At 72.4% G+C, this 16,619-nt stretch carries 16 protein-coding genes; 8 read left to right on the top strand and 8 right to left on the bottom strand.

Annotated features, from left to right (window positions below):
* Positions 1 to 124 precede the first annotated feature (124 nt).
* The gene (gcvP, locus tag ACFVGW_RS19975) at positions 125 to 3,010 is read left to right on the top strand and encodes an aminomethyl-transferring glycine dehydrogenase (protein WP_385852917.1); all 2,886 of its coding nucleotides are present in this window, start codon (positions 125 to 127) and stop codon (positions 3,008 to 3,010) included.
* Positions 3,011 to 3,111: 101 nt separating this feature from the next.
* Here gcvP and ACFVGW_RS19980 read toward each other — a convergent pair whose 3' ends face one another.
* Both ACFVGW_RS19980 and ACFVGW_RS19985 read right to left on the bottom strand, forming a co-directional pair.
* Positions 3,112 to 3,318, bottom strand: coding sequence for a DUF5999 family protein (locus ACFVGW_RS19980; RefSeq protein ID WP_053648929.1), 207 nt, complete (start codon positions 3,316 to 3,318; stop codon positions 3,112 to 3,114).
* 328 nt (positions 3,319 to 3,646) lie between these two features.
* Entirely contained in the window at positions 3,647 to 4,246 is a 600-nt protein-coding gene (locus ACFVGW_RS19985) for a hypothetical protein (protein ID WP_383296353.1), read from the bottom strand.
* A 478-nt stretch (positions 4,247 to 4,724) separates the two neighbouring features.
* Here ACFVGW_RS19985 and ACFVGW_RS19990 point away from each other — a divergent pair, with 478 nt between their 5' ends.
* A complete protein-coding gene (locus tag ACFVGW_RS19990; protein ID WP_385852918.1) occupies positions 4,725 to 6,224 on the top strand; it encodes a glutamate-cysteine ligase family protein in 1,500 nt (499 codons plus the stop codon).
* A 79-nt stretch (positions 6,225 to 6,303) separates the two neighbouring features.
* Positions 6,304 to 7,125: a CPBP family intramembrane glutamic endopeptidase gene (locus tag ACFVGW_RS19995; RefSeq protein ID WP_383309000.1), complete on the top strand. Its 822-nt coding sequence runs from the start codon at positions 6,304 to 6,306 to the stop codon at positions 7,123 to 7,125.
* 100 nt (positions 7,126 to 7,225) lie between these two features.
* On the opposite strand, the gene ACFVGW_RS20000 is transcribed toward ACFVGW_RS19995, so the two are convergent.
* Entirely contained in the window at positions 7,226 to 8,035 is an 810-nt protein-coding gene (locus ACFVGW_RS20000) for a PhzF family phenazine biosynthesis protein (protein ID WP_385852919.1), read from the bottom strand.
* Positions 8,036 to 8,183: 148 nt separating this feature from the next.
* Here ACFVGW_RS20000 and ACFVGW_RS20005 point away from each other — a divergent pair, with 148 nt between their 5' ends.
* Positions 8,184 to 8,813, top strand: coding sequence for a PadR family transcriptional regulator (locus tag ACFVGW_RS20005; protein WP_383229461.1), 630 nt, complete (start codon positions 8,184 to 8,186; stop codon positions 8,811 to 8,813).
* A gap of 122 nt (positions 8,814 to 8,935) precedes the next feature.
* Here the strand turns inward: ACFVGW_RS20005 and ACFVGW_RS20010 are convergent, their stop codons facing one another.
* Entirely contained in the window at positions 8,936 to 9,364 is a 429-nt protein-coding gene (locus tag ACFVGW_RS20010) for an SRPBCC family protein (RefSeq protein ID WP_383572507.1), read from the bottom strand.
* Between the two features lie 68 nt (positions 9,365 to 9,432).
* On the bottom strand, positions 9,433 to 9,642 hold the full coding sequence (locus ACFVGW_RS20015; protein WP_385853117.1) for a hypothetical protein: 210 nt from the start codon (positions 9,640 to 9,642) through the stop codon (positions 9,433 to 9,435).
* A 198-nt stretch (positions 9,643 to 9,840) separates the two neighbouring features.
* Between ACFVGW_RS20015 and ACFVGW_RS20020 the strand changes: the two genes are divergently transcribed.
* The 3 genes from ACFVGW_RS20020 (at position 9,841) to ACFVGW_RS20030 (ending at position 12,632) form a co-directional block, all read left to right on the top strand.
* A complete protein-coding gene (locus ACFVGW_RS20020; protein WP_383296363.1) occupies positions 9,841 to 10,380 on the top strand; it encodes a Clp protease N-terminal domain-containing protein in 540 nt (179 codons plus the stop codon).
* Positions 10,381 to 10,421: 41 nt separating this feature from the next.
* Positions 10,422 to 11,492 carry an EamA family transporter gene (locus ACFVGW_RS20025; protein ID WP_385852920.1) on the top strand — a complete coding sequence of 357 codons (1,071 nt, stop codon included), beginning with the start codon at positions 10,422 to 10,424 and terminating at the stop codon, positions 11,490 to 11,492.
* Between the two features lie 162 nt (positions 11,493 to 11,654).
* Complete coding sequence (locus ACFVGW_RS20030) at positions 11,655 to 12,632, top strand: DMT family transporter (RefSeq protein ID WP_385852921.1); 978 nt, start codon at positions 11,655 to 11,657, stop codon at positions 12,630 to 12,632.
* Here ACFVGW_RS20030 and ACFVGW_RS20035 read toward each other — a convergent pair.
* Together ACFVGW_RS20035 and ACFVGW_RS20040 are read right to left on the bottom strand one after the other, a co-directional pair.
* A complete protein-coding gene (locus ACFVGW_RS20035) occupies positions 12,629 to 13,297 on the bottom strand; it encodes an FMN-binding negative transcriptional regulator (RefSeq protein ID WP_385852922.1) in 669 nt (222 codons plus the stop codon). The two genes, ACFVGW_RS20030 and ACFVGW_RS20035, sit on opposite strands and share 4 nt — an antisense overlap.
* A gap of 9 nt (positions 13,298 to 13,306) precedes the next feature.
* On the bottom strand, positions 13,307 to 13,972 hold the full coding sequence (locus ACFVGW_RS20040; protein ID WP_383226767.1) for a pyridoxamine 5'-phosphate oxidase family protein: 666 nt from the start codon (positions 13,970 to 13,972) through the stop codon (positions 13,307 to 13,309).
* A gap of 35 nt (positions 13,973 to 14,007) precedes the next feature.
* Between ACFVGW_RS20040 and ACFVGW_RS20045 the strand changes: the two genes are divergently transcribed.
* A complete protein-coding gene (locus tag ACFVGW_RS20045) occupies positions 14,008 to 15,339 on the top strand; it encodes an aminotransferase class I/II-fold pyridoxal phosphate-dependent enzyme (protein ID WP_385852923.1) in 1,332 nt (443 codons plus the stop codon).
* A gap of 143 nt (positions 15,340 to 15,482) precedes the next feature.
* Here ACFVGW_RS20045 and ACFVGW_RS20050 read toward each other — a convergent pair whose 3' ends face one another.
* Positions 15,483 to 16,589: a DMT family transporter gene (locus ACFVGW_RS20050; RefSeq protein ID WP_385852924.1), complete on the bottom strand. Its 1,107-nt coding sequence runs from the start codon at positions 16,587 to 16,589 to the stop codon at positions 15,483 to 15,485.
* Positions 16,590 to 16,619 lie beyond the last annotated feature (30 nt).

The following is a 16,619-nucleotide window of genomic DNA, read 5'->3' on the forward strand; positions in this document are numbered from 1 at the left end:
AAACCGGCGCGCCCCTTCGGCATGCCGGTGAAGCTCTCAGGTTGAGATGACAGAGGGGGAGGCCGTCCGGGTACCCGCGCCGTGGTGCCCCTCGCAGGTCGTGACGACCAGGAGGCCTCCGTACATGACCGCCCACCGCATTCCGCTCTCCGAGCTCGAACAGGGCATTCCGTTCGAGCAGCGGCACATCGGGCCCGACGCCGAAGCACGGGCCAAGATGCTCGCGCAGGTCGGCTACGGCTCCCTCGACGAACTCACGGCCGCCGCCGTGCCGGACGTGATCAAGAACGCCGAGGCGCTCGGTCTGCCCGCCGCCCGCACCGAGGCCGAGGTCCTCGCGGAGCTGCGTGAGCTCGCCGACCGCAACCAGGTCCTCGCCCCGATGATCGGCCTGGGCTACTACGGCACCTTCACCCCGCCGGTGATCCTCCGCAACGTCATGGAGAACCCGGCCTGGTACACGGCGTACACGCCCTACCAGCCGGAGATCTCGCAGGGCCGCCTGGAGGCGCTCCTCAACTTCCAGACGATGGTCGCCGACCTCACCGGTCTGCCCACCTCCGGCGCCTCCCTCCTCGACGAGGGCACCGCGGCGGCCGAGGCCATGGCGCTCTCCCGCCGTGTCGGCAAGGTCAAGAACGGTGTCTTCCTCATCGACGCCGACACCCTGCCGCAGACCATCGCGGTCATCGAGACGCGCGCCGAGCCGACCGGCGTCGAGGTCGTCGTCGCGGACCTGTCCGAGGGCATCCCCGCCGACATCGCCGAGCGCGGCGTCTTCGGCGTGCTCCTCCAGTACCCCGGCGCCTCCGGTGCCGTGCGCGACATCAAGCCGCTCATCGACGCGGCCCACGAGCTCGGCGCGATCGTCACCGTCGCCGCCGACCTCCTCGCGCTGACCCTGCTCACCTCGCCCGGTGCGCTCGGCGCGGACATCGCCGTCGGCACCACCCAGCGCTTCGGCGTCCCGATGGGCTTCGGCGGCCCGCACGCCGGCTACATGGCCGTCCAGGACAAGCACGCCCGCTCGCTGCCCGGCCGCCTCGTCGGCGTCTCCGTCGACGCCGACGGCAACAGGGCGTACCGACTGGCGCTGCAGACCCGCGAGCAGCACATCCGCCGTGAGAAGGCCACCAGCAACATCTGCACCGCGCAGGTGCTGCTCGCCGTCATGGCCGGCATGTACGCCGTCTACCACGGCCCCGACGGCCTCAAGGGCATCGCGCAGCGGACGCACCGGTACGCGGCCATCCTCGCCGCGGGCCTGAAGGCCGGTGGCGTCGACGTCGTCCACGGCAGCTTCTTCGACACCGTCACCGTCCGCGTGGCCGGCAAGGCCGCCGAGGCCGTCGCCGCCGCCCGCGAGGCCGGCGTCAACCTGTACCTCGTCGACGCCGACCACGTCTCGGTCTCCTGCGACGAGACCACCGGCCGCGCCCAGCTCGACGCCGTGTGGAGCGCCTTCGGCGTCGCCGCCGACATCGAGGCCCTGGACGCCGCCACCGAGGACGCGCTGCCCGCCGGGGTGCTCCGCTCCGACACGTACCTCACCCACCCGGTCTTCCACGCGCACCGCTCCGAGACGTCGATGCTGCGCTACCTGCGCAAGCTCGCCGACCGCGACTACGCGCTCGACCGCGGCATGATCCCGCTCGGCTCGTGCACCATGAAGCTGAACGCGACCACCGAGATGGAGCCCGTGACCTGGCCGGAGTTCGGCCAGATCCACCCCTTCGCCCCGGTCGAGCAGGCGCAGGGCTACCTCACGCTCATCACCGAGCTCGAGGAGCGTCTCGCCGAGGTCACCGGCTACGACAAGGTGTCGATCCAGCCCAACGCCGGTTCGCAGGGCGAGCTGGCCGGTCTGCTGGCCGTCCGCGCCTACCACCGCGCCAACGGTGACGAGCAGCGCACCGTCTGCCTCATCCCGTCCTCCGCGCACGGCACCAACGCCGCCTCCGCGGTGATGGCCGGCATGAAGGTCGTCGTCGTCAGGACCGCCGACGACGGCGAGGTCGATGTCGCGGACCTGCGCGCCAAGATCGAGCAGTACCGCGACGAGCTGTCCGTGCTGATGATCACCTACCCGTCCACGCACGGTGTGTTCGAGGAGCACGTCGCCGACATCTGCGCCGAGGTGCACGAGGCCGGCGGTCAGGTGTACGTCGACGGCGCCAACCTCAACGCGCTGGTGGGTCTGGCCAAGCCGGGCAAGTTCGGTGGCGACGTCTCGCACCTGAACCTGCACAAGACCTTCTGCATCCCGCACGGGGGCGGCGGCCCCGGCGTCGGCCCGGTCGGTGTGCGCGCGCACCTCGCGCCGTACCTCCCGAACCACCCGCTTCAGCCGACCGCGGGTCCGGAGACGGGCGTCGGCCCGATCTCGGCCGCTCCGTGGGGCTCCGCGGGCATCCTGCCGATCTCCTGGTCGTACGTGCGCCTGATGGGCGGCGAGGGCCTCAAGCGCGCCACGCAGGTGGCCGTCCTCGCGGCGAACTACATCGCCAAGCGCCTGGAGCCGCACTACCCGGTGCTCTACACCGGTCCGGCCGGGCTGGTCGCCCACGAGTGCATCGTGGACCTGCGCCCGCTCTCCAAGGCGACCGGTGTCAGCGTCGACGACATCGCCAAGCGCCTGATCGACTACGGCTTCCACGCGCCGACGATGTCGTTCCCGGTGGCCGGCACCCTGATGATCGAGCCGACCGAGTCCGAGGACCTGACCGAGCTCGACCGCTTCTGCGACACGATGATCGCCATCCGCGGCGAGATCGAGAAGGTCGCGTCGGGCGAGTGGCCGGCCGGGGACAACCCGCTCGCGAACGCCCCGCACACGGCCGCCGCGCTGGGCGGCGAGTGGAACCACCCGTACACCCGTGACGAGGCCGTCTTCCCGGCTGGTGTCTCGGCCGCGGACAAGTACTGGCCGCCGGTCCGCCGCATCGACGGTGCGTTCGGCGACCGCAACCTCGTCTGCTCCTGCCCTCCGCTGGACGAGTACGACCAGTAGCACGCACGGCGCGGACATGAGTCAGGGCCGGTTCGGAGAGTTCTCTCCGGGCCGGCCCTTGCGTCTTCCCTCGTACGTGTCGTGCCCGACGTGGCCCGGTGTCAGGCGGCGGTCGTCACCCGGCCCGCCGTCAGCGGGCGGTGCGGGGCGATGATCTGGCCGTCCGGCAGCAGTTCACCGGTGTCCTCGAAGAGCAGGACCCCGTTGCACAGCAGGCTCCAGCCCTGCTCCGGGTGGTGCGCCGTCAGACGGGCCGCCTCCCGGTCGGCGGAGTCGGCGGTGGGACAGGCAGGTTGGTGCTGGCACATGGCTGGGTTCTTTCGCTGCGTCGTGGTCTCTGTCGTCCTGCGGCTCGATGCGGTGCTCATGGCCGCCCCCCGTTGTCGGTTCGGTTGGTCCAGTGTTCCGCTACGGAAGGCGATCCGCAGGTATTTCACGGCAGCTCTTCCTACTGCATGAAGACGTATCACCCGCGCGGGCGGTTCAACGCAACTGGGCGGTCTCTTCGGGTGGTTCGAGGTAGCCCCAGTGGGCTAGTCCGTCCGGGGCGGGGTGTTCGAGAGGGTCGTTCGGACACCAGGACGCCCCGCGGCCCGGTCGGGGCCGCGGGGCGTGACGTATCTCGGCAGAGGTGGTTCAGGCCGGCGCCGGGGTGCCGAACAGCGGTGGGGGAGCCAGTCGCAGGGTGAGGACGGGCAGCAGGTCGGCGACCCGGTGCGGCCGGTGGGCCGCGATGCCGGGTGGTGCCGGGGCGAGCGGGACGAGCAGATCCGCCGGGTCGGGCGAGGCCGTCGCCCCGTCGGCATCCGTGTCGCCGTGCAGCCAGAGCGTCAGCATGTACAGCTCGGGTACGGAGAGCAGCCGCGGCTGGTACACCGTGGGCAGCGACTCGGCCTGGAGCAGGGCGCGTTCGGTCGCCGCGACGTACGGACCCTCGAAGAAGTGCGAGAAGGACCAGCCGTCGGGGGTGAGCATGGTGTCGGCGGCGGCCACCGCCCGGTCGGTGCCCCGGATCAGGAAGCGCCAGCCGGCCAGTCGCGTATGCGGTGCCTGCCCCGACGGGACGACCTGGTCCCGTACGTCGAGGACGTGGAGGGGCAGGGGGGCCTCGGGGCTCAGTGGCCCAGGGGCCGCTCGCAGAGCGGGAGTTCGCGCCTCGCTGACGGCGGCGGGGGAGCCGAGGGCCGCGAGGACACTGCGCAGGGCAGGCGCGGGGGCCGGGGAAGGTCGGAGCATGATGGGTCGCCTCTCACTCAGGAGACACGGTGACGCGTGGGCAGGTACGACGGCGCTGTGGGCTGCCGGGCCGAGGGGGCCATGAAGCCATGGCCGGGCGCCAACACTCTGCCTCGTTCGCGGAGTTTATACGAGACGTGTTCACGCGTTGTTTCCTCTAGCGGTCGCCGATATTGCCGACAAGGCGTCATCCGGCCTTAACGCGGAGGCGATTCATCGTATTTGCGGCGCGTGCAGGTCGTCGGCCTGCGAGGACTTCACCGATGCGGACGGCCGGATATCGACCCCATGCTTTCGATGAATATGGCAGCGGAATATGTCCTTTGCCGTTGCCCTCGGGAGGTGCCGGGCGATTGCGTGCCTCAGCCTATCGTTCAACGAAGGCGGTCCGCAGGCGTTATGGATCAATCGGGTGGGCATCATCGTCCGTGACACGCGCGGCCGTCGCCGTGGCCGCCCGATCGGGAGGGAAGCTTCCATGGGGGAGAAGGTCGTGGCAGACGGGTTCGACCTGTCCGATCGGCAGAGATACCGCAGGAAGCTCCAACAGTGCCTGGCGGGGCTGGCGAGGCTCCTGGCGGAGAAGCGGTTCGACCGGCCGCGCAATCTGATGGGCCTGGAGATCGAACTCAATCTGGCCGGCGCCGACGGCATGCCGAGGATGGTGAATGGCGCGGTCCTCGAGCGGATCGCCAGCACGGATTTCCAGACGGAGCTGGGAATGTTCAACCTCGAAGTGAACATAGCTCCGCACCGACTCGGAGGCCGAGTTTTCGACCGGCTCGCGGAGGAACTCACGACCGGTCTCGGATATGCCGACCGCAAGGCCCGTGAACTCGACGCGGGCGTGCTCATGATCGGAATTCTGCCCACGCTCGCGCAGGACGACCTCGTCTCCGAGAACATCTCGACCGTCGACCGGTACACCCTGCTCAACGACCAGATCGTCGCCGCCCGCGGCGAGGACTTCACGCTCGACATCCACGGTGTCGAGGCGCTCACCTGCACGGCCACGTCGATCGTGCCGGAAGCGGCCTGCACCTCCGTACAGCTGCACCTCCAGGTCACGCCCGCCCGGTTCGCCGCCGTGTGGAACGCGGCCCAGGCCGTGGCGGCGGTCCAGATCGCGGTCGGCGCCAACTCCCCGTTCCTCTTCGGCCGGGAGCTGTGGCGCGAGTCCAGGCCCCCGCTCTTCACCCAGGCCACGGACACCCGTCCGCCCGAGCTCCAGGCGCAGGGGGTGCGGCCGAGGACCTGGTTCGGGGAGCGGTGGGTGGACTCCGTCTACGACCTCTTCGAGGAGAACCTGCGGTACTTCCCCTCCCTGCTGCCGATCTGCGACGAGGAGGACCCGCTCCTCGTCCTCGACCAGGGCGGAGTGCCGCGGCTGCAGGAGCTCGTGCTGCACAACGGCACGGTCTACCGCTGGAACCGGCCGGTCTACGGCTGGGTCGACGGCGTTCCGCACCTGCGCGTGGAGAACCGGGTGCTGCCGGCCGGTCCGACGGTCACCGACGTCGTCGCCAACGCGGCCTTCTACTACGGACTGGTACGGGCGCTGGCCGAGGACACCCGGCCGATCTGGAAGCGGCTGCCCTTCGAGGACGCCGCCGCGAACTTCGACACCGCCTGCCGGCACGGCATCGAGGCGGAGCTCCGCTGGCCGCGGCAGGGCCGCTCCGGCGGGGTGGCGACCGTCCCGGCGGTACGCCTCGTCCTCGACGAGCTCCTGCCGCTGGCCGCGGCCGGGCTCGACTCCTGGCACGTCGAACCGGCGGACCGGGACTTCTACCTCGGCGTGATCGAGCAGCGCTGCCGGGGGCGGGTCAACGGTGCCTCCTGGCAGGCCGACACCTTCCACAAGGCGCTGGAATCCGGCCTCGGCCGAGACGCGGCGCTGGCGGCCACCACGCGCCGGTACGCCGAGCTGATGCACGGCGGCGAGCCGGTGCACCGATGGCCCGTGGGGATCGACTAGCCACCGGACAGCCATCGGACAGCCACCGGAATGGCGCGCGGCCCGGCCCGTCACGCATGATCTCCGTACCCGGAACGCGATGGGGAAGTGGAGAACAGGTGTGGTGTCGGATCAACGAGTGGTACCCGCTGCCCTTCCGCCCGACGGCCTGCCGCGCCGGATCCTGAGGTCCGAGACGCTGATCGTCCTGGCGCTGTCGCTCGGCGCCAGCGCACTGTCGTCGCTGATCAGCTTCACCGGCTCGCTGACCAAGCCCGGTGGGCTGGAGGAGCAGGCGGCGAGGCTCAACAGTTCGTACGCGCCCGGGCGCCCCTGGCTCGACCTGGCCTGGCAGCTGTTCGGGATCGCCTCGGCGCTCGTGCCGGTGGTGCTCGTCGCCCATCTGCTGCTGCGCGAGGGCTCGGGAATGCGCGCCATCGGCTTCGACCGGACGCGCCCCTGGCCGGACCTCGGCCGGGGCGCGCTGGTCGCGGCGGTGATCGGAAGCGCCGGACTGGCCTTCTACCTGGGGGCGCGGGGGGCCGGGTTCAACCTGACCGTGGTACCCGAGTCGCTGCCGGACGTCTGGTGGAAGTACCCGGTGCTCATCCTGTCGGCGATCCAGAACTCCGTACTGGAGGAGGTCATCGTCGTCGGCTATCTGCTGCGCAGGCTCGGGCAGTTGGGGTGGTCGCCGACGGCGGCGCTGGTGGCGAGTTCGGTGCTCCGCGGCTCGTACCACCTCTACCAGGGCATCGGCGGCTTCGTCGGGAACGTCGTGATGGGCGTCGTCTTCGTCTACCTCTACCGCCGCTGGGGGCGGGTGGGCCCGCTGGTCGTGGCGCACGCGCTGCTCGACATCGTGGCCTTCGTCGGGTACGGCCTGCTGGCCGGGAGGGTGGACTGGCTGCCCACCGTGTAGGCGGAGGGGCGGAGGGGCGGAGAGACGGCGAGACGGCGAGACGGAGAGGGGCGTACGGCGACGGCCGTACGCCCCTCTTCTCGCTGGTCGGAGCGGATGCTCAGGCGTTCAGCTCGCCGTCGACGACGGTGACCGCGTGGCCCGTCAGGAGGGTGCGGTCGCCGCGGAGCCGGGTGCGGACGGTCCCCGTGCGCGCGCCGCCCTGAAGACCGGTGAGCTCGTCGCGGCCGAAGCGCGCGGACCAGAAGGGGGCGAGCGCGGTGTGCGCGCTGCCGGTGACCGGGTCCTCGTCGATGCCGACGCGGGGGAAGAAGCCGCGGGAGACGAAGTCGTAGCCCCCGTCGGGGTCTTCGGCCGCGGCGGTGGCGATCACTCCGCGGCGGGAGAGGGCCGCGAGGGCCGCGAGGTCCGGCGTCAGGGCGCGGACGGCGGCCTCGTCGCGGAGCTCGACGAGGAGGTCGCCGACGTGGGCGGCGGTGACGTGGACGGAGACGATCTCCGCACCCAGGGCCTTCTCCAGGCCGTCGGGGGCCGGCACGGGGGTCAGTGACGAGGTCGGGAAGTCCATGGTGACGGTGCCGTCTGGCGCCGCCGTGGCGGTGAGGATGCCGCAGCGGGCGGCGAAGCGGACGGTCCCCGTCGCGGCACCCGTGGTGTGCAGGACGTGGGCGGTGGCGAGCGTGGCATGGCCGCACATGTCGACCTCGGTGGCCGGCGTGAACCAGCGCAGGGCCCAGTCGGCCTCGCCGCCCGGCGGGAGCGGGTGGGCGAAGGCCGTCTCGGAGAGGTTGACCTCGGCGGCCACCTTCTGGAGCCAGTGGTCGTCGGGGAAGGAGTCGAGGAGGAGGACGCCCGCCGGGTTGCCGGAGAAGGGGCGGTCGGTGAACGCGTCGACGATTCGGATCCGCATGGAACGGACCGTATCGGGGCGGCAAAGCCGCAGGCCAAGGCCAATCACGGACGACTGGACCGTTCGGGTGTTGGCAAACGAACAGTTCCGATATATCGTTGAGGCATCGCGACAGTTCGACGATGTACCCGATGGAAGGAGCGTTGCGATGCGTTCACATGGACACGAACACGGACATGGAGACTGCGGACCCGGCCCTCGTGGTCGCGGAGGCCCGCGCGGTGACTTCGAAGGGCGGCGCGCCGCCTTCGGGCAGTTCGGGCCGGGCTTCGGCGGCGGACCGTGGGGCGGAGGCCCCTTCGGGGGCGGCCGTGGTCGCGGAGGCGGCGGCCGGGGACGGGCGCGGCGCGGAGATGTGCGCGCCTCGATCCTCACGCTGCTGAAGGACCGGCCGATGCACGGTTACGAGATGATCCAGGAGATCGGCGAGCGCAGCGGCGGGGCGTGGAAGCCCAGCCCCGGCTCGGTCTACCCGACCCTGCAGCTCCTCGAGGACGAGGGTCTGATCACCAGTCAGAGCGAGGGCGGCAAGAAGCTGTTCACGCTCACCGACGCCGGCCGGACCGAGGCCGAGTCGGGGCCGGAGGCCCCCTGGGAGGAGGCCGGTCGCGGAGTCGACTGGGAAGCCGTCAACGAGATCCGGCAGGCCGGCTTCGGTCTGATGGAGGCGTTCGGCCAGGTCTGGAAGACCGGCAGTGCCGAGCAGCGGCAGAAGGCGGTCGCGGTCATCAACGAAGCCCGCAAGAAGCTCTACCTGATTCTGGCCGACGAGCACTGAGTGCCCGGAAGCCCGAAGGGCCCCGCGACGGTCGTCGCGGGGCCCTTCGCGTCGTCGCCGGGCGTGCCGCCCGGGGTGTTCGGGGTGTTCGGGGTGTTCGGGGTGTTCGGCGGTGGGGAGGCTCAGGCCACCAGGCCGGCCAGTTTGCGGAGGGACTCGTTCAGCGCGGCGGTCGCCGAGTCCTTCAGCTTGCCCGCCATCAGGGAGACGGCCGCGCCCGTGAACTCGCCGTCGATCCGGACCGTGGTGACGTCCCCTTCCGCCGCCAGCGAGTACCGCGTCCCGACGACGACCCCCATCGGGCCCTTGCCCCGGATCGCCAGCACCCGGGCCGTCGCCAGCTCCTCCACGGTCCAGGTCACCTCGGCGGGGAAGCCCATCAGCTTCATGTTCTCCGCGAACGTGGCGCCCGTCTCCAGGGAGGCGGGACCGCCGTTCGGGAAGTTGGTGTGGGTGGCGTTCCACTCGCCGTACGAGGAGAAGTCCGTCAGCTGCGCCCAGACCTTCTCGGCCGGCGCCTCGATCCGTGCCTCCGCGCTGACTTCGGCCATGAGACCACCCCTTCACGCGTTCCGTCCGACTCTGGTGTCGCGGAACGTAGCCGGGCGACCGTGAACATTCAATACTGATGAACCGTCAGTTCTTCGACGTCGCCGATCCACCAGATCTGCGCCGCGTCGAACCAGTCCGAGGCCCGTGGCCCGCCGCCCTCGTCGTGGCAGTGGAACGCGGCCCAGAAGAGATCGGCCGGCAGCGCCTCGCGCGGTGCGTACACGCGATAGACGTACTGCCGCCCGTCGAGCGCGAGCAGGGCGACCATCCAGAGCATGTCCTGGAGACGGAACGGAAGGGTGCCGTGGTTGCATTCGGGGCGCAATGCAAGGCGGCGCGCGCCCCTCGGGCGGGAAACGCGCGCAATCTCCTCCTGAAGGAGGAGGAACCGGTCGCGTGTGCCCAACTCCGGTGGGATGCGAACATGCTTCTCGCCGGGGATGCTCCGGCCTCCGGAGGCTGATGAGGTGGGAGAGTGCAAAGTCCTGTCCCTCGCGTGCCTCAGCAGCCCCCAGCCCGCCGCCCCGAAATCCAGCTCGGCCGATTCACCGCCGAACTGGCGACGGTCGTGGCGAGCGCCCGCCGCAGGGCCCTGCGCGACGGCGACCGGCAGATCGACACCGCTCACCTGCTCCACTCCCTCATCGAGTCCGACCCCGAGGTGGGTGCGGCCTTCGAGGGCGGCCCGCCTCAGCTCGCGCGTGTGCTCGGCTATCTCGTCCAGCGCTCGATCGGCTACGGCCTGCGGTGGCGCGGCTCCGTCGAGGACTCCGGCACCCTGAACGCCGTACGGGATCCGGAGGCGGCGGCCGGCTGGTCGCCCGCGGCGGCAGCCGCGATGGACGGCGCGTGGGAGCGGGCCGAACGGCGCGGAGACCAGCGGGCCCGCGGCCTCGATCTCCTCGCCGTCATCGCCTCCGACCCGGAGAGCCGGGCCGTCGAGGTGCTGCGCCGGGCGGGCGTCGATCCGCTCGCTCTGACCGACCGGATCGGGGAGCTGTCTCAACAGGTGTGACAGGGGTGACGCTCCTGACGTCGTCCTGTCATGATGGCCCGATGCACGCGTCTCAGGGGAGAAGCGCCGGCCTGGGACTCGCCCTGGCGTCGGCCTTCGCATTCGGTGGTTCAGGTGTGGCGGCGAAGCCGCTCATCGAGGCGGGGCTCGGCCCGCTCCATGTGGTGTGGCTCCGGGTGGCCGGCGCCGCCCTCGTCATGCTGCCGGTGGCCTGGCGCCACCGCGACCTCCTGCGCCGCAAGCCCGCCCTCCTCGCGGGCTTCGGCCTGCTCGCCGTCGCCGGTGTCCAGGCCTTCTACTTCGCCTCGATCTCCCGGATCCCGGTCGGCGTCGCACTGCTCGTCGAGTACCTCGCCCCGGCCCTCGTCCTCGGCTGGGTCCGCTTCGTCCAGCGCCGGCCGGTCACCCGCGCCGCCGCGCTCGGCGTCGTCCTCGCCGTCGGCGGCCTCGCCTGTGTCGTCCAGGTCTGGTCCGGACTCAGCTTCGACCTCCTGGGACTCCTGCTCGCGCTCGGCGCGGCCTGCTGCCAGGTCGGCTACTTCGTCCTCTCCGACCAGGGGGGCGACGAGTCCGACCCGGCCGACCCGCTGGGCGTCATCGCGTACGGCCTCCTCTTCGGCGCACTCGCCCTCACCGTCGTCGCGCGGCCGTGGGGCATGGAGTGGTCGGTCCTCGGCGGAACCGCCGACATGAACGGCACCGAGGCACCCGCCTGGCTGCTCATCGGCTGGATCGTGCTGATCGCCACCGTCCTCGCGTACGTCACCGGGGTCATCTCGGTGCGCCGGCTGTCGCCGCAGGTGGCGGGAGTCGTCGCGTGCCTGGAGGCCGTGGTCGCGACCGTCCTGGCGTGGGTGCTGCTCGGCGAACACCTGGCGGCGCCGCAGATCATCGGCGGCGCGGTGGTCCTCGTCGGCGCGTTCATCGCCCAGTCGTCCACGCCGAAGGCGGCGCCGGTCGATCCGGTGGCCGGGTCCGAGGCCGGGTCCGGGTCCGAGGCTGGGTCCGGGGCCGGGGCCGAGCCCGTGGCCGGGTCTCACGCCGGCTCCGAGGCCGGGGCGGAGCCCGAGGCCCGAGAAGACGAGTTGTCGGCCCGGCGGACGGCCCCGTAAGGTGCCGATCATGCATTCGACCGTCCTTCCGCCTCCCGCCGCCTAGGCGCGGGCGGCACTCTCCCTGACGAAGACCGGGCTCGGGCAGTCCCCGAGCGGTCCGTCGCTGCCCGCGTGCGGAGCCGAGCGACCACACCACCCCGTCTTCACACGGAGAAGCACGTGTCGAATTCCTCCTCCACGTCCGCGGCCGTCCTGCCTGCCGTCGGGCGGAGTCTGCTCTATCTGATCGTCGCCGGAGTCGCCTGGGGCACCGCCGGCGCCGCGGCCTCGCTGATCTTCCGGGTCAGCGACATGGGACCGCTGGCGCTCTCCTTCTGGCGCTGCGTCGGCGGCCTCGTGCTGCTGCTCGCAGCCCTGGCCCTGCGGGCCCGGTCTCGCAGAGCCGCCGCCCCGGCAACGGTGGAACCGCGCCGGCGCGGGCTGATCCGCATCCTCGGTACGGGCATCGGGCTGACCGTCTTCCAGAGCGCGTACTTCGCGGCGGTCGAGGCCACCGGGCTCGCCGTCGGCACCGTCGTCACCCTCGGCGCGGGCCCCGTCATGATCGCGCTCGGCGCGCGGCTCACCATGGGCGAACGCCTCGGTGGCGGTGGCGCCGCCGCCGTCGGCGGGGCGCTGGCCGGGCTGGCCGTGCTGGTGCTCGGCGGCGAGAACGGCGAGGTGCGGCCGCTGGGCGTGGCGCTCGCCGTGCTCTCGGCGGCCGGATACGCGGCGATCACCCTGCTCACCCGGTGGCTCGGCCGCGACGGAGGCGGCTCGGACGCCCTGTCGACGACCACCTGGGCCTTCGCCGTCGGCGCGGCCGGGCTGCTGCCGATGGCCGCGGCGGAAGGCCTCTTCCCGCACACCGGGCAGCCCCTGGAGGTGCTCGGACTGCTGGTGTACGTGGCGGCGGTGCCGACCGCGCTCGCCTACGCGCTCTACTTCGCCGGGGCGGCGGTGGTGCGCGCGGCGACCGTCTCCGTGATCATGCTGCTCGAACCGGTGAGCGCGGCGGTGATCGCGGTGACGGTCCTGGGCGAGGAGCTGACCGCCGCGACCGTGGTGGGCACGCTGCTGCTGCTCGTGGCGGTCACGGGGCTCGCCCTCGCGGAGGCCCGCACGGCGACGGCCCGGCGTCGGGAGGCGGTGGCCTAGGACCTGCTCGCTGGCCGCAGGGGCTGCGCCCCTCGGCGGCGCAGCTGGTGCGTCGCCGCCTCCCGGTCTCCTCGGCCCGCCCGGGTCGTCAGGCCCTCCACGATGCGGTCCTGGACCGGTTCCGGCTTGTGGTTCGCGTACTTGAACTTCGCCCGGACCTCGGTCACGTCGAGGCGCAGCACCCGAAGGCCCGACAGCAGGCGCCCGAAGGGGGCCTCGCCGGCCGTGACCGGGGCGGTGCCGCCCGCGGGCTGGAAGTGGGCGACCTGACGGTCGAGGAGCCTGGCCTTCTCGGCCGGGTCGTCCACCACGTGCGCCGTGCAGCGCAGTTGGACGGCGGCGTAGAAGGAGGTGGGAGTCCCGCTCTCGGGCGGGCCTCCCTCCGGGGCCGCCCACGGGCCGGGGACGAAGGCGTAGTCGTCGACCACGCTCAGCAGGACCGTCGGGTTCGCCTCCAGGGCGGGCCAGATCGGGTTGGGGCGGGCGAGGTGGGCGAGCACCTGCCCGTGCGGGCCGGGCTCGGAGTCGTACCGGAAGTGCATCGGCTGCACCCACGGCGGCTCGCCCGCCGGTCCGTTGACGGCGAGCTGCCCGAAGTCGTGGCGGGTGAGCCAGTCGCGCCACTCGGCGGAGTCGTGGGCGGCGTCCCAGGGATGGATCAGCATGGCGGCACCTCAGACGGCGGCGAGGTAGTCGGGCAGGGCGACGGACGGATCGAGGTCCTCCGCCGGAACCGGGGTGCCGTAGGTCCTGCGTACGGGGACCACACCGGACCAGTGGGGGAGGGACGCGTCCTCCGGCTCGTCGTTCGGGCCGCCCGTACGGACCTTCGCGGAGACCTCGTCCAGGTCGAGACGGATGACGGCGGTCGCGGCCAGCTCCTTGGCGTCGGCCCGGCGGGAGTCGTCGGCGCGGCCCGGGACGACGTGGTCGACCAGCGCGTCGAGCGCGGTGCGCAGCTCCTCGGGGTCGGTGACCTGGTGGGCGGTGCCGTGGACCACGACCGAGCGGTAGTTGATCGAGTGGTGGAACGCCGACTTGGCGAGGACCAGGCCGTCGACGTGGGTCACGGTGAGGCAGACGGGCAGTCCGGGGGCCTCGCCGCCCGGGCTTCCCGCCATGCGCAGCGGGCGCGAGCCGGTGGAGCCGTGGACGTAGAGCCGGTCGCCGATCCGGCCGTAGAGGGTCGGCAGCACGACCGGGGCGCCGTCGCGGACGAAGCCGAGGTGGCAGACGTACGCCTCGTCGAGTATCGAGTGCACCAGAGCGCGGTCGTACGAAGCTCGGTTGCGGGAGCGGGTGGGGATGGTCCGCTCGGTCGGCTCGTAGGAATCCGTCATTGCGTTCTCCATTGCACTAGTGCATAATGTTGTTTGTGCTAGGAGAGTATCGGATCGAAGGTCGTCGCGCATCGGAGATTGCCGCCAGCGTCGAACGCGGGGTCGGTGCGGGAGCCCTGGAACCGGGTCAACTGCTGCCGTCCATGCGTGAGTTGGCGCTCATGCTCGGGGTGAACCCGAACACGGTCGCGGCCGCGTACCGGACCCTGCGGGAGCGCGGGGTCATCGAGACGGACGGGCGGCGCGGCAGCCGGGTACGGCCGAGGCCCGCCACGACGGCCCGCGGCTCGATCCAGGTGGACGCTCCGGCCGGGGTGCGGGACGTCAGCAGAGGCAACCCCGACCCCCGCCTGCTCCCGTCGCTCGGCGCGGCGCTCGCCGAGGCGGCCCGGCGGGCGGCCGAGCGTCCCGGCATGTATGGGGAGGCCCCCGTCGACGAGGGGTTCGCGCGGCTCGCCCGCGCGGCGCTGGACGCGGACGGGGTCCCCGACGGGCCGGTCGCCGTCACCTCGGGGTCGCTCGACGCGATCGAGCGCGTGCTCGCGGTCCACCTCAGGGCCGGAGACGCCGTCGCCGTCGAGGACCCGGGGTGGGGCAGCCTGCTCGACCTCGTACCGGCGCTCGGGCTGCGGCCGGTGCCGATCGCCGTCGACGACGAGGGGCCGCTCCCGGCGGCGGTGGCGGGAGCGCTGCGGGACGGCGTACGAGCGGTGATCATCACCGACCGCGCGCAGAACCCGACCGGCGCGGCCGTCGGCGCGGACCGGGCGGCCGCCCTGCGCCGCGTCCTGGCCGGGCACCCGGACGTGCTGCTCGTCGAGGACGACCACGGTCACGGCATCGTCGACCTGCCGCTGCACCCGCTGGCCGGCGTGACCCGCCACTGGGCCTTCGTACGCTCCGTGGCCAAGGCGTACGGCCCCGACCTGCGGATCGCGTCGCTGACCGGCGACGCCGAGACCGTCGACCGGGTCCTCGGACGCCAGCGGCTCGGGCCCGGCTGGGTCAGCCGACTCCTCCAGCACACCGTCGCGCACCTGTGGGCGACGGGGGCCGTGGACCCCGCGGCCGTCGCCGCCTCGTACGCGGAGCGGCGCGACGCGCTCGTACGGGCCCTGGAGCGGCGCGGCGTCGAGGCGCACGGGCGGAGCGGGATGAACGTCTGGGTGCCGGTCTCCGACGAGACGGGTGCGGTGACCCGGCTCCTGGGCGCGGGCTGGGCGGTCGCCCCCGGAGCCCGCTTCCGGCTGACGGCGGGCCCGGCCGTCCGGGTCACGGTCTCCGACCTGACGCCACGGGACATCGAACCTCTGGCCGACGCGCTGGCCATCGCGTCGGGCCCGGCGCCGGCGCGGAGCTACGGCTGAGGACTGCGTGTCTGCGGTGGAGGGGATGCCGCTCGGGCCCGCTCGGGCCCCTGGCGGGGGCCGGGCGGCGGCCGGGCGGGCGCCGGGCCCCCGGGCCGGGCGGGGGCCGGCGGCTCCCTCCCGGGCGCCGGAGGCGCGGCCGGTCAGGCGCCCGGAGCGTTGTCCTGCGGGACGCCGGCGGTCGGTGATGCGACCGCCGTGGCCGCGGCCGGGCGGGTGCCCGACGGGATGGCAGCCGGGTGGGTGCCCGACGGGACGGTGGCCGGGTGGGCGTCGTGCGGGACGGCGGGTGGCGGCGTGCTCGGTGACGCCGTCGCCCGGATCGTGGTCCGCGGCTTCCTCGACGGACCTCGGCGCTGGGTCAGGGCCGCACCCGCGAGGACGACGGCGGCGCCGACCGGCGTGTTCCAGCCGAGGTGTTCGCCCAGGACGGCGACGCCCGCCGCCGTGGCGATCACCGGGATGAAGTACGTGACCATCGCCGCCGTCGTGGGGCCGACCTCGGCCACGAGTCCGTACTGCAGCAGCATCGCGTACCCCGTGCCCAGCGCGCCCAACGCGATCACGGCGAGCAGCGGGACGACCTCGACCGACGAGGGGAGCGAGGTGAACACCGGCGTCACCACCGCCAGTTGCAGCGTCGCGATACCGACCTGGGTGCCCGCGAGCGAGAGGTTCGACGCCCCGTTGCCGGCCAGGGTGCGGCGCACGTAGATCCAGCCGACCGCGTAGCTGAAGGAGGCCAGCAGCGCCAGCGCCGTGCCCGTGACGTCGAGCCCGGAGAAGCCCTGCCAGGCGCCGAGCACCGTCAGGACCCCGACGAAGCCGATGCCGAGACCCGCCGCGCGCACCCGCGTCGGCCGGTCCTCGGAGAGGGCGACCAGGGAGAGCACCATGCCCCACAGGGGTGTCGTGGCGTTGCAGATCCCCGCCAGCGTGGAGGGGATGGTCAGCTCGGCGTACGAGAAGAGGGAGAACGGCAGCGCGTTCAGCAGGAACGCGGCCACCGTCAGATGGAGCCATGTGCGCCGCCCCCGCGGCAGCCGCTCCCGCTTGATCGCCATCACCACGGCCAGCACCGCCGTGCCGAACAGCAGCCGGCCGAAGGTCACCTGGAACGGCGCGAACCCCTCCGTACCGACCTTGATGAAGAGAAAGCTGAAGCCCCAGATCAGGGCCAGTACGCCGAAGCGGATCCGCCAGTCGACCAGACGTGGGCCGTGGGCGGTGGGAGAGGTCGCGGTGCTCATGCCCCCAGAGTGACCGCTCCCATCTGTTAG

The organism is Streptomyces sp. NPDC127129, assembly GCF_042671585.1.
In the GTDB taxonomy this organism is placed as follows: domain Bacteria; phylum Actinomycetota; class Actinomycetes; order Streptomycetales; family Streptomycetaceae; genus Streptomyces.

Excerpts from the sequence above, each read along its gene's own strand:
- gcvP (WP_385852917.1), top strand. The coding sequence starts at position 125 with ATGACCGCCCACCGCATTCCGCTCTCCGAGCTCGAACAGGGCATTCCG.
- ACFVGW_RS19980 (WP_053648929.1), bottom strand. The coding sequence starts at position 3,318 with ATGTGCCAGCACCAACCTGCCTGTCCCACCGCCGACTCCGCCGACCGG.
- ACFVGW_RS19985 (WP_383296353.1), bottom strand. The coding sequence starts at position 4,246 with ATGCTCCGACCTTCCCCGGCCCCCGCGCCTGCCCTGCGCAGTGTCCTC.
- ACFVGW_RS19990 (WP_385852918.1), top strand. The coding sequence starts at position 4,725 with ATGGGGGAGAAGGTCGTGGCAGACGGGTTCGACCTGTCCGATCGGCAG.
- ACFVGW_RS19995 (WP_383309000.1), top strand. The coding sequence starts at position 6,304 with ATGGGGAAGTGGAGAACAGGTGTGGTGTCGGATCAACGAGTGGTACCC.
- ACFVGW_RS20000 (WP_385852919.1), bottom strand. The coding sequence starts at position 8,035 with ATGCGGATCCGAATCGTCGACGCGTTCACCGACCGCCCCTTCTCCGGC.
- ACFVGW_RS20005 (WP_383229461.1), top strand. The coding sequence starts at position 8,184 with ATGCGTTCACATGGACACGAACACGGACATGGAGACTGCGGACCCGGC.
- ACFVGW_RS20010 (WP_383572507.1), bottom strand. The coding sequence starts at position 9,364 with ATGGCCGAAGTCAGCGCGGAGGCACGGATCGAGGCGCCGGCCGAGAAG.
- ACFVGW_RS20015 (WP_385853117.1), bottom strand. The coding sequence starts at position 9,642 with ATGCTCTGGATGGTCGCCCTGCTCGCGCTCGACGGGCGGCAGTACGTC.
- ACFVGW_RS20025 (WP_385852920.1), top strand. The coding sequence starts at position 10,422 with ATGCACGCGTCTCAGGGGAGAAGCGCCGGCCTGGGACTCGCCCTGGCG.
- ACFVGW_RS20035 (WP_385852922.1), bottom strand. The coding sequence starts at position 13,297 with ATGCTGATCCATCCCTGGGACGCCGCCCACGACTCCGCCGAGTGGCGC.
- ACFVGW_RS20040 (WP_383226767.1), bottom strand. The coding sequence starts at position 13,972 with ATGACGGATTCCTACGAGCCGACCGAGCGGACCATCCCCACCCGCTCC.
- ACFVGW_RS20050 (WP_385852924.1), bottom strand. The coding sequence starts at position 16,589 with ATGAGCACCGCGACCTCTCCCACCGCCCACGGCCCACGTCTGGTCGAC.